The sequence below is a fragment of the Yersinia sp. IP36721 genome, assembly GCF_003634395.1.
Taxonomy (GTDB): Bacteria; Pseudomonadota; Gammaproteobacteria; order Enterobacterales; family Enterobacteriaceae; genus Yersinia; species Yersinia entomophaga.
The window spans coordinates 92583-105358 of record NZ_QCZL01000002.1 but is presented as its reverse complement, the minus strand read 5'-3'; the positions used below and the strand labels follow the sequence as shown (position 1 = coordinate 105358).

Genomic DNA, 12776 nt, shown 5'->3' with positions numbered 1-12776 from the left:
AGAAACGCCCGCAATTATAAGCCAAAGTAAAGATATGGGGCGTCTGTAACCAAAAGCCAATAGCGCCGTCAATCAGATTTCCATAACCCCTGATTATAACCGTTGATCTCGCTGCTCAATTTCTTTTTGCTCTTGCGGCGGAATAGTCAATGGGCCGATCCAACGCTGAACCCCCATCGTGGCCAGTGCCACCAGCAAACCACTAATTAAGGTCGCGACAATCAGATCCTGCGGCCAATGCATGCCTAGCACCAGACGGCTACCCATCACGCCCGTCGCCCATACCATTAATAATCCGACGGTTTTGTAATGACGGCGTGGCCAAAGCAACCCAACGCCCAACAATGCCCAGGTTGCCGCAAAAACCGTATGTCCGGAGGGAAAAGCAAATCCGGTTTCAAAGCGCCAGTGTTTGACCAGCCATTTTGGTACCAGCGTTTGATTCTGAAGCTGCTCTTTCACCATCGCGCTGCGTTCTTTACGAGGCAACTGGTAGAACTCTTCACTGGTTAAGTGATTCTGATTTTCCAGCCAGACCACGAACGGGCGCGGTTCCTGCACCTGTTCTTTAATCAGAGATTTCACGCCCTGCCCGAAAACAATAACCAACGTTAATATCATCAGCAGACCCACTGCCGGTTTAAGGCGAAAACGCAGACACCACAAAAACCAACCGCTCAGGATAACGCTGGTCGCGATACCCCAAGGTGCGGTGACAGTCTCCGTTAGCGCAAAAAGTCCTTTAAGCCAAAATCCGGATGCGCCGGGCTGCCAATGCCAACCGGAGATCCAGACCGCTATGGGCATAAGTAATAAAAGAACAGTCCCAATCATGATTCGCTTTGCGATGTTTAACATCAAATATCCTTTTCTTTACTCAGCCTTAATCTTAGCCGCAGGCCATTTTTACTTCATTGATAATATACGTAAAATTGATTGGATAGCGAAGTTATCTGTTACCCTCTCTTTCATCGCTCATTTGTTGAACAGCTAATAATTTGAACTTATGGCAATATAAATAATCAAGTGTAGCGAAAGTTATAATTCGAGCGTTTCACTGGTTAAACCGCGAATCTGAAAGTAGGATGCGCTACAATAATTGTATAAGAGCCTGATGTATTAATATGAACACTAACATGCAGCTAAAACGTGTAGCAGAAGCCAAATTGCCTACTCCGTGGGGCGATTTTTTGATGGTCGGTTTTGAAGAACTGGCAACCGGTCACGACCATCTGGCATTGATTTTTGGTGATATTTCAGGTAACACACCGGTGCTTTCCCGGGTTCATTCCGAATGTCTGACCGGCGATGCCCTGTTCAGTTTACGCTGCGATTGCGGGTTCCAGTTGGAAGCCGCGCTGGCTCAAATCGCGGAAGAAGGCCGTGGAGTGCTGATTTATCACCGTCAGGAAGGTCGCAATATTGGCTTGTTAAATAAAATCCGCGCTTATGCGCTACAGGATTTGGGTGCAGATACCGTGGAAGCCAACTATCAGCTGGGTTTTGCCGCCGATGAACGCGATTTCACCCTGTGTGCTGACATCTATAAACTATTGGATATCAAAGAAATTCGCTTATTGACTAACAACCCGAAGAAGGTCGAAATTCTGACTGAAGCCGGAATTAACATCGTTGAACGCGTGCCGCTTTTAGTGGGTCGTAATCCTAAAAACGAACATTATATGGCGACCAAAGCGGCTAAAATGGGGCATTTGCTCAGCAAATAATGCAGGCGAGGTTTTACCGCCGATAGGTTTTTATCCCTACATTTTATCCTTCAATTATTATCGACATAAATATTAGTCAAATCATAAGTATTGCGCGCAATATAATCATCTGCACATAGAGCTGCACCTTAGACGTGCGCCTACAAAGGGTGGCCTAATTGCCACCCTTTTCGTTACAACGTCACCTACCTACCCTAGCGGATTACAGCATCTTGCGAATGACATAGTGTAAAATGCCATCGTTCTGGAAGTAGATCAGCTCATTACCGGTATCAATACGACAGCGAGTATTGACGATTTCCTGTCGACCATCGGCGTAAGTCAGCGTCACCGGCACCTGTTGCCCCGGTTTCAGATTCTGCATTCCACTCACGCTGATGGTTTCATCCCCACTTAACCCTAAAGTCTTACGGGTTACGCCCTGCGGAAATTCCAACGGTAAAATGCCCATCCCAATCAGATTAGAACGATGAATACGCTCGAAGGATTCGGCAATCACCACGCGAATACCTAACAAACGCGGCCCTTTCGCAGCCCAATCGCGGCTGGAGCCAGAACCGTATTCTTTACCGGCTATCACCGCCAGCGTCACTTTTTCCTGCTGGTATTGCATCGCCGCGTCATAAATCGCCATGATATTGTTTGAAGGAATATGTCGCGTCATTCCCCCTTCCACTCCCGGTACCATTTCATTGCGGATACGAATATTGGCAAAAGTGCCGCGCATCATGACTTCGTGGTTTCCTCGACGCGAACCGTAGGAGTTAAATTCCTTGATTTCCACACCGCGGTCCCGCAAATAGCGGCCAGCCGGACTATCTAGTTTGATATTGCCTGCGGGAGAAATATGGTCGGTGGTGACAGAGTCCGCCAAAATCGCTAGAATCCGCGCATTCTGGATATCCTGCACCGGTTCAGGTTCCGCCTTCATATCACTAAAGAAGGGAGGATGGCGAATATAGGTAGAATCAGCCTGCCAATCGTAGGTCGGAGTGCTTTCTACCACAATAGCCTGCCAGTTCTTGTCTCCGCTAAAGACTTCCGCATATTCCTTGCGGAACATTTCGGTTTTAACTTCTTCCACCGCTTTGGCAATTTCCTTTCCACTCGGCCAGATATCTTTCAGATACACAGGCTTACCATCATGACCTTCCCCTAAGGATTCGGTCGTGAGATCCAGCTTCATATTCCCTGCCAACGCATAGGCCACCACCAACGGCGGTGAAGCCAGCCAGTTGGTTTTTACTAGCGGATGAATGCGTCCCTCGAAGTTACGGTTACCTGACAGCACGGCACCGACGGTTAAATCACCGATTTTGATAGCTTTTTCAATTGGATCCGGTAATGGCCCGGAGTTGCCAATACAGGTAGTACAACCGTAGCCCACCAGATTAAAGCCCAGATTATCCAGATAAGGCGTTAATCCCGCTGAATTAAGATACTCGGTCACGACTTTCGAACCAGGGGCCAAAGACGTTTTTACCCAAGGTTTGGTTTTCAACCCTTTTTCTACGGCGCGCTTAGCCAGCAAACCCGCCGCCATCAGTACGCTCGGGTTTGAGGTATTGGTACAGGAAGTAATGGCCGCAATCACTACAGCGCCATTTTCCAGCTGATGATTTTCCCCGTTCAGTGAAAACTCAATCTGCTCAACCTTATCTTTCTTACCCTCAATTTCCAACTCGCCAAAAGCGTTAAACGCCTGAGGGACTTTCGGCAACGCCACGCGATCCTGCGGCCGTTTCGGCCCGGCCAGACTGGATTCCACGCTACCGAGATCCAAAGATAATGAACTGGTAAACACTGGCTCATCCCCCGGATGACGCCAAAGCCCCTGTGCCTTGCTATAGGCTTCTACCAGTGCAATTTGCGCATCGCTGCGCCCGCTCAAGCGCATATAACTCAGCGTGACCTCATCGACCGGGAAGAAACCGCAGGTTGCGCCGTATTCCGGCGACATATTGGCGATAGTGGCTCGATCAGCCAAAGGTAAATCGGCCAGTCCGTCGCCGTAGAATTCAACAAATTTCCCCACCACCCCGTGTTTTCGCAACATTTGGGTGACGGTAAGCACTAAATCGGTGGCGGTGATGCCTTCGCGAATTTTCCCCGTCAGCTTGAACCCCACCACATCAGGAATCAGCATGGATACCGGTTGGCCCAACATCGCCGCTTCCGCCTCAATCCCGCCGACGCCCCAGCCTAGAATCCCCAGGCCGTTAATCATCGTGGTGTGAGAATCGGTTCCGACCAAGGTATCCGGATAGGCAACCCGTTTATCGCCCTGCTGTTCCTGCCACACCGTTTGCCCCAGGTATTCCAAATTCACTTGGTGACAAATACCGGTGCCCGGCGGCACCACGCGGAAGCGATTAAAGGCTTTTTGCCCCCAACGCAGGAAGATATAACGTTCGTGGTTGCGTTCCATTTCCAGCCGGACGTTTTCCCCAAAGGCGTCTTTATCGCCAAATTCATCAACGGTAACCGAATGGTCAATCACCAGATCGACCGGTGACAGCGGATTAACCTGATTGACATCGCCGCCCAAACGGTGAACAGCTTCCCGCATCGCGGCCAAATCGACCACGGCCGGTACACCAGTGAAATCTTGCATCAGCACGCGCGCGGGCCGATAGGCAATTTCGCGATCGGCATGTCCATCCTTCAGCCAATCAGCGACGGCCGCCAGATCCTCTTCATGTACCGTATCGCCATCGATGTGGCGTAATAGATTTTCCAGCAGGACTTTCATAGATTTAGGTAGCCGGTCAATATCACCTAACAGCGGAGCCACTTTCGGCAAGCTGTAATAGTGATATTCCGTACCTAACGCGACCAGCGTGGTCATACTCGTTTTTCGTAGATCCAACGACATAGCGGCTCCTTTGTTGTTCTGTACAGAGGGTTTTTATTGGGATATTGGTGCAGTCCGGCGGAGAATAACCCGCTCGGTTATAGGGTTTGATTTAAATATAACACAAAGATAGGTTAACATTCTGATAACAACGCATTTGTCTATAGCGATAGGTAAAATCGATTAAAGGTGTTTTTTACCGGGAAATCAGATCCTTTGCGTAAGGATAATTCAGTATGACAATAGGAAAATATGGAGGACAATTACCGATCGCACTGATAAAAATGAAAACGCCTGTTTCTACCGTACCGCCCCGAGACGCTTTCCAAGTCGTACGTTTATGACTGAGATCTATTACCCCGCGACTGACGTTTTCGAATCAGGGTGGAACTCTTTTATCTCAATAATTGAATTTAATTATTTTTTAAACGACAGTGATATAAATCTTAATTAAACACGGTGGTTGGATGAGGTGAAAATATCCCGTAGCGTTCTTTCCCTTGCGATATTCTGGTGCTATTCATCGAGAAGGATTTTTATCATCTCATCATTAAAAAACGGGCAGTCTATATCGTATTTGGTTTTTATTGGCGTGACAGTGTTAGCAGCAGAACCGGTTGCCACGAATGTGATGTTGAAAGAAAAACCGGCGAATTTTAAGTAGAATCAGTGATATTGACACAGCGAATAACCACCAAATCTTCTTGATTACCCTTCGGTGACTCCATCGCCATTTTAGATACACAAATAATAATAGGTTTTTTTACCAACCACATTATCAATCGCCGCCTTAAAAAATGTCTGAAAATAGCAGAATAATCATTTAACAGTCAGCGAAAAAAATTTACTCACTCTATAGTCAGAGTAAGCAATAGGATTATCTACATTTTTTTCGATTTTTTCTGCGGTAAAAATTCTTGGCGTACATCGCTGGCGCGATAAAGGTCATATTTTATAAAATTATTATCGATGGGATTTTTCACCGCACGGGTTGAGTGAATATGATGTAACTCATTCAGGACGGAAGTACCTCTATAACCAAACACTCTGGCCGGGACGCCAGCATCAGAGAGCGCGTTACTCATATATTGAGCTAAAGGCTTTTCGCTATCTGCGGATTCGGCACTTTCCATTTGTAGCATTCTGATATCAACAGGTAGCCCCGCGGCGGTTAATAATGGCAGGAGATCTTTAGTCACCAGATTGGCCGTCGATAAATTAAAGTTTTCTAACGTATATTTAGCCAATTTTGAGAGTTCACCCTCCGGTTTACCGTATCCGGCGATATAAAGCTTCCCCAGAGAAGATGGATTCACTTCGTCCAGGCGAATGTATTGAGTTTTTTTCAATGCCAGATAACGCCCCAACGATCTAAATTCGTCTGGATTTTTATTGTAATTAATCTTAATCAACTCTTTAGTTAAGCAACCGCCCAGTTTCTGAAATCGTTTTTCATTACTCTCGCTGTCCATATCTTTACTTTTATTTTTAGCCAACGCGGCCAAAGCCGTATTGCAAAACAGTTTCGGGTCGGCCAAAACAATAGGGTAAGGTTCCTTGCCTGATAGTATTCTTGAGCTATTTTTATCAATAACCTGACGCACTGAAACTTCATTATACAGTGGCAAATAGAAATAATTCTTTTTGAACATAACGTCTTGTTCTGGAGGTATCACTCCATTTTCTTTTAGTTTCGTCACCAATCTTTCAGCAATACCGCATTGCTCTATACCACTGATGTTTTTTACCCCAGTGATAGTATCGGAATAAATCTTCATCATGTTTTTTCGCCAATGCACATCGTTAGTCTGTTTTTTATTTATCGCAGATGACTGTGGTGCATATTTTATAACAGAAGGCCTTTGCAGCGTTGTTTTCATAGTTACCTCCAATAAGATACTTTCTAATTTATAGAGGTGAGAATAAGTAATATAATGCCTACGTCTATTATAAAACGCTCATTTCAGATTAAACATTTCATTAATTATTGATTGTCGACAATTATTAAAATATCCGATAATATTTATATCAATAATCTTTGACCGGTTGAAACTCATAATATCTATTTTTAGTAAAAATGGATGTTTTATTTTCACCTTAAAAAAAGAAAAACCGAAGGCCTGAGCATTCGGTTTCTACGGTGGCTACGCGATTAACGACTATGCGATTCACGCGTTCAAGAATAAAGATGATGCCCTTACTTGACCGGCAGCTTAATATCTTTAAACATGGCTTCAATATCTTCATTTGAACGTAAAGCAACCGCATTATCCACCACATCACGGGTCAGGTGCGGTGCAAAACGTAGAATAAAATCATACATGTAGCTGCGCAGGAAAGTACTGCGGCGGAAACCAATCTTGGTGGTGCTATAGGTAAAGATATCGCGGGCGTCTACCGTGACCAAATCAGGATCTTGAATCGGATCAACCGCCATGCTTGCGATAACCCCAACCCCTAAACCAAGGCGTACATAGGTTTTAATCACATCGGCATCGGTGGCGGTGAAGACGATTCGCGGCGTCAGTCCGGCGCGATTAAAAGCGGTATCCAGTTCGGAGCGCCCCGTGAAACCAAAGGTATAGGTCACAATAGGATAAGCTGCCAATTCTTCAATAGTGACGTGCGCTTTTCCTGCCAACGGATGATCCGGTTTGACCACCACCGCGCGATTCCAGTGGTAGCACGGCAGCATAATCAAATCGTCATACAGATGCAGAGCTTCGGTGGCAATCGCAAAATCGGCGCTGCCTTTGGATACTGCCTCGGCAATTTGGGTCGGCGAGCCTTGATGCATATGCAGTGACACCCGCGGATAGCGTTCAATAAAACCTTTAATCACATTGGGTAAAGCGTAACGAGCCTGAGTGTGAGTGGTCGCCACATACAGTGAGCCTTTATCAGGGTAAGTATGTTCACCGGCAACGGCTTTAATCGCATCAACCTTCGATAATACTTCGCGGGCAATACGGATAATTTCCAGACCAGCCGGCGTAACCTGCGTCAAATGTTTACCGCTACGGGCAAAAATCTGAATACCCAGTTCATCTTCCAACATTCTGACTTGCTTACTGATTCCCGGCTGGGAAGTGTACAAGCCTTCAGCGGTCGAGGAGACGTTGAGATTGTGGTTTACCACCTCAACGATGTAACGTAGCTGCTGCAATTTCATATCTATACCATCCTAGGTTGAACGCTGTGATCATCTCACAGTTTGGTATATCGGTGTCACCCTGGTAAGCCAAATAGTTATTAAGTAAAAAACCATTAACGCTATTATGCCAACAGTACTGGAAGCGACTTTATAATATCTTTTAACGATAAGAAAAGTTTTAATATAACCACTATAACATTTTGCTTAGCGCTGTATAGAACTTAACAATAAAAAAACAATGGCCAACAATCTTGCCATACTCATCATTATCAAAAAAAATAAGTCGATCATATTTCGAAAATAGTCGGATTGTTAAAACTATAAAGCACTACTCCTACTTAGCCCATAAAAAAACCAGCCACAAAGACTGGTTTTATTAACAGGCATAGCGCTGCAATCACAGCGCCACAAAAACTGCCTTATTTTTTGGCTTCAACCCACTTGCCGTCGATATAGAACGCCGTCCAACCCGTGGCCTTCCCTTCCTTCTCTGACGAAACATACTGCTGTTTGGTCTTACGACTGAAGCGAACCAGGGTTTTGTTACCTTCTTTATCCGTTACCGGCGCATCGGCCAGATAACGCAGTTTCTCCGGTAAACGGTCCTTAAAGCGTACTAATTCTTCCACTAACGGCGCGCGGGTTTCGCGAGATTTAGGGAAAGTGTTAGCCGCCAGGAATACGCCCGCCGCACCGTCACGTAATACAAAGTAAGCATCGGATTTTTCGCACGGTAATTCAGGAAGCGGCACCGGATCTTCTTTAGGTGGAGCCACTTCGCCGCTGCGTAAAATTTTACGTGTATTCTTGCACTCGTCGTTAGTACAGCCCATGTATTTGCCAAAACGCCCTAATTTCAGGTGCATTTCGGAGCCACATTTCTCGCACTCAACGATTGGGCCTTCATAACCCTTAATGCGGAATTCACCTTCTTCGATCTCATAACCTTCGCAAGCCGGGTTATTACCACACACGTGCAGTTTACGGTGAGTATCGATCAGATAGCTGTCCATAGCGGTGCCACAAATCTGGCAGCGACGACGGGCGCGCAAGGCGTTAGTTTCCGCATCATCCCCTTCGAGAACGTTCAGTATTTCCGTTTCCGGCACCAGGTTAATGGTGGTTTTACAACGTTCTTTCGGCGGTAAGGCATAGCCAGAACAACCGAGGAATACGCCGGTGCTCGCGGTTCGAATCCCCATTTGACGGCCACAGGTCGGGCAATCAATGCTGGTCATCACCATCTGATTCGGGCGCATCCCGCCGTCTTCAGGATCTTTTTCCGCGGTTTCCAGTTGTTCGCTAAATTCGGCAAAAAACTCGTCGAGTACCGCTTTCCACTCAGCCTGATCGTTGGCGACCTGATCCAGACCACTTTCCATACGGGCGGTGAAATCATAGTTCATCAGCTCGCGGAAGTTCTCTTCCAGACGGTCGGTGACGATTTCACCCATTTTTTCCGCATAGAATCGGCGGTTTTCCACTCGAACGTATCCACGATCCTGAATGGTAGAAATGATAGACGCGTAGGTAGAAGGACGGCCAATACCGCGTTTTTCCAGTTCTTTAACCAAAGAAGCTTCGCTGTAACGCGCTGGCGGTTTGGTAAAGTGCTGGCTAGGAATCAGTTTTTGCAGATCCAGTTCACTGCCGACCTCAATCACCGGTAAGGTGCGATCTTCATCGCCTTTACGCAGCGCCGGCATGACTTTGGTCCAACCGTCAAAGCGTAGGGTTCGCCCTTTGGCACGCAACTGATAATCACCCGCCTGCACCGTGAGCGTAGTGGAATCATATTTCGCCGGCGTCATCTGACAGGCGACAAATTGACGCCAAATCAGCTGATACAGTTTCTGCGCATCCGCTTCCATGTCTTTCAACTGCTCGGCCAACACGTTGACATCCGATGGACGGATAGCTTCATGAGCCTCTTGAGAGTTTTCTTTGCTGCTGTACTGATTAGCCGCTGACGGCAGGTATTTTTCGCCGAAATTCTCGCCGATATAGCCACGCACCATGGTCAGCGCGTCCTGACTCAAATTGGTTGAATCGGTACGCATATAGGTGATATGACCCGCTTCATACAGACGCTGCGCCATCATCATGGTTTTCTTCACGCCAAAGCTCAAACGGGTACTGGCCGCCTGCTGCAAGGTAGACGTAATGAAAGGCGCACCCGGTTTGCTACTGGTCGGTTTATCTTCACGATCCAGTACTTTATAACGCGCAGTTTCAAGCAGCTTGAGCGCCGCATGAGTTTGTTCGCGATTAACCGGTTTGAACGGTTTATTGTGCGCATGGGTGACTTCCATTTGAATTGGAATTTCACCTTTGGCCAACAGGTCAGCATGCAGCTCCCAGTATTCTTCAGGAACAAAGGCTTTAATATCCTTTTCGCGCTCAACCACCAAACGTACCGCTACGGATTGCACTCGCCCAGCGGATAAACCGCGAGCAATTTTCTTCCATAGCAGTGGAGAAACCATGTAGCCCACCACGCGATCCATAAAGCGGCGAGCCTGCTGAGCGTTAACCCGGTTGATATTCAACTCACCCGGTTGGTTAAACGCTTGCTGAATAGCATTTTTAGTAATTTCGTTAAAAACCACGCGACTAAAACGCTTATCGTCACCGCCAATCACCTCCCGCAAATGCCAGGCAATAGCCTCTCCTTCGCGGTCAAGGTCGGTTGCGAGATAGATGTGGTCGGCGTTTTCCGCTAAAGCTTTTAGCTCGGCAACCACTTTCTCTTTGCCGGGCAGGATTTCATACTGCGCTTTCCAACCGTGATACGGGTCAACGCCCATACGGTTTACCAACGCAACCTTTTCGTCCTTTTTAACTTTCTTTTTGGGTTTGTCTTCTGTCTTGGTTTTATCTTCGGTTGAGTTAGCGCTCTTCTTGCTGGCTGAACCACTGGTCGGCAAATCACGAATGTGACCGACACTGGACTTAACCACGTAGTCATTCCCTAAATACTTATTAATAGTTTTGGCTTTTGCCGGGGACTCAACTATTACGAGAGCTTTACCCATAATTACCTTTACCTAAATTATTGCTTCTAAAAGAAGGTTTTTATCTCGCCATACCGCGGCATTCTGCATCTCTTTTTTATATTGCGGTACTTTTGCAGGAGATCAACATGTTTTTTGATCGCCGCCTCAACCCGACGATCCTAAAATCCGTATCAAACGCCCTCAAGATTTTTGTCTACGCCCAGAGGCCAGGGCATTAATTCAGCCCATTTGCGTCAACAAAACCTTCCACCTAGTAGTATAAAATCCCACACTGTACCTGATAAAAACCGCTGCGCAACCTAATTAACTCGGAATCTTAATTTAGCTAATCCCTTAAGGTTAAACGTTTGTTCACTCGCATAAACCTTAGCCTGTTTGCGGATAAACGCTAACCCGCAGTAGAATAGCGACAGAAATGACCTTAGAGGGAGAAAGATAATGTACGGTGAAACAACCCCGATTCAACGTCAGGCATTACTGACTGAAGCTAACGAAATAATCCAACAACATGAGGATTATCTGCACGGCATGGTGGCAACTGAAGTAGAGCAAAAAGGGCCGGTATTAGTTTTTCGCGGCGAATTCTTCCTGGATAAGGACGGGTTACCGACGGCGAAAACTACCGCCGTATTTAACATGTTTAAGCATTTGGCTCACGTGTTGTCGTCCAAATATCACCTGGTTGATTAACCACCGCTTTGGGGCATCTCAATTTTGCCCTGCGTCATAAAACAACAGGGGGCATTAGCCCCCTGCTTTCTTCTATTTATTACCTGACATTATTCCTGACACTGATTGCCAGCAGTGAGCCACTCGACTTACAGCAGTGGTTTCTCACCGCGCTGCCACCAGCGTAATAACAGGCGGTCGACGCTTTCTGCCGCACTACCGGTAAAACGCTCCATCAGACGTTTACGACGAGAATAACGCACGCCAATCACTTCGTGATTTTCCATCTCGGCAATCAGTAAATCATCGCTGGTGCCAATGGCATCAACCAGACCTTTTTCCTTTGCCTGAATGCCGAACCAATGTTCTCCGGTTGCCACCGAATCAATATCCAGTGAAGGTCGTTGTTGATGCACAAACTGCTTAAACAACTCGTGAGTTTCGTTCAGGTCTTCCCGGAATTTCTCGCGGCCCTGTTCGGTGTTCTCACCAAATAATGTCAGAGTGCGTTTAAATTCGCCGGCGGTATGCAATTCCACATCAATATCATTCTTTTTCAATAAGCGATGGAAGTTAGGAATTTGCGCAACAACGCCGATCGAGCCAATAATGGCAAAAGGCGCGGAAATAATGCGATCCGCGACACAGGCCATCATGTAGCCACCGCTGGCGGCCACTTTATCGACCGCCACCGTCAAACGCACGCCTGCATGGCGCAAACGTTCCAACTGGGACGACGCCAAACCGTAACCGTGAACCACGCCGCCGGGGCTTTCTAACCGCAGCAATACTTCGTCTTGCGGCGTCGCCACCGCCAGCACGGCCGAAATTTCTTCACGCAAAGAGGTCACCTCATGCGCATCGATGCTGCCTTTGAAATCCAGCACATACAGGCAAGGTTTCACCGCGGCAATAGCACCGGCCTTGGCGCGTTCTTTTTTCAGTTTCAGATCGGCTTTTTGCTGTTTTTTAAACTCTTTGCTCCAGATTTTCCGCTCGGCGGATGACATACGCGCTAGACGCATTTCCCGCTGGGTTTCCCGATACTGTTCGCCGAGATCCACCAGATTCAATTCACCCTTTGCACCTTGCTTGCGTTGCCCAAGGCTTACCACCAGCAGAACCAGTGCCCCAATAGCCACAACAACAGTGATAACCTTGGCTAGAAACAGCCCATACAGTGAAATTAACTCCACACATTCCGCCTTTCTTAATCAGTGTTGAAAGAGAGTATTTGCATTCTAGCGAACACCTGACTCGCCGTCTTGCGCAAATGATGAATTGCATTAGTTTCTCTTAAATATAAGAATGAATGTTATTCAGTAGCGGAAAAATGAAACGAAATTACCTCTAAA

At 46.9% G+C, this 12776-nt stretch carries 8 protein-coding genes; 2 read left to right on the top strand and 6 right to left on the bottom strand.

Annotated features, from left to right (window positions below; translation table 11 throughout):
- Nucleotides 1–93: 93 nt before the first annotated feature.
- On the bottom strand, nucleotides 94–858 hold the full coding sequence (gene pgpB, locus DBA33_RS02580) for a phosphatidylglycerophosphatase B (RefSeq protein ID WP_064513666.1): 765 nt from the start codon (nucleotides 856–858) through the stop codon (nucleotides 94–96).
- 278 nt (nucleotides 859–1136) lie between these two features.
- Here pgpB and ribA point away from each other — a divergent pair, with 278 nt between their 5' ends.
- Nucleotides 1137–1727: a GTP cyclohydrolase II gene (ribA, locus tag DBA33_RS02575; protein ID WP_064513665.1), complete on the top strand. Its 591-nt coding sequence runs from the start codon at nucleotides 1137–1139 to the stop codon at nucleotides 1725–1727.
- A gap of 202 nt (nucleotides 1728–1929) precedes the next feature.
- Here ribA and acnA read toward each other — a convergent pair whose 3' ends face one another.
- From acnA to topA, 4 genes are all read right to left on the bottom strand, one after another.
- Nucleotides 1930–4602 (bottom strand): aconitate hydratase AcnA, encoded by a 2673-nt coding sequence (gene acnA / locus DBA33_RS02570; RefSeq protein ID WP_064513663.1) that lies wholly within the window; start codon nucleotides 4600–4602, stop codon nucleotides 1930–1932.
- An 860-nt stretch (nucleotides 4603–5462) separates the two neighbouring features.
- Nucleotides 5463–6461 carry a hypothetical protein gene (locus tag DBA33_RS02565; RefSeq protein ID WP_120805466.1) on the bottom strand — a complete coding sequence of 333 codons (999 nt, stop codon included), beginning with the start codon at nucleotides 6459–6461 and terminating at the stop codon, nucleotides 5463–5465.
- A 317-nt stretch (nucleotides 6462–6778) separates the two neighbouring features.
- Nucleotides 6779–7753 (bottom strand): HTH-type transcriptional regulator CysB, encoded by a 975-nt coding sequence (gene cysB, locus DBA33_RS02560; RefSeq protein ID WP_064513658.1) that lies wholly within the window; start codon nucleotides 7751–7753, stop codon nucleotides 6779–6781.
- A gap of 401 nt (nucleotides 7754–8154) precedes the next feature.
- Nucleotides 8155–10770, bottom strand: coding sequence for a type I DNA topoisomerase (gene topA / locus DBA33_RS02555; protein WP_064513656.1), 2616 nt, complete (start codon nucleotides 10768–10770; stop codon nucleotides 8155–8157).
- A gap of 420 nt (nucleotides 10771–11190) precedes the next feature.
- On the opposite strand from topA, the gene DBA33_RS02545 reads away from it, so the two are divergent.
- Complete coding sequence (locus tag DBA33_RS02545) at nucleotides 11191–11442, top strand: YciN family protein (protein WP_064513654.1); 252 nt, start codon at nucleotides 11191–11193, stop codon at nucleotides 11440–11442.
- Nucleotides 11443–11570: 128 nt separating this feature from the next.
- Here DBA33_RS02545 and sohB read toward each other — a convergent pair whose 3' ends face one another.
- The gene (sohB, locus tag DBA33_RS02540; RefSeq protein ID WP_064513652.1) at nucleotides 11571–12617 is read right to left on the bottom strand and encodes a protease SohB; all 1047 of its coding nucleotides are present in this window, start codon (nucleotides 12615–12617) and stop codon (nucleotides 11571–11573) included.
- Nucleotides 12618–12776 lie beyond the last annotated feature (159 nt).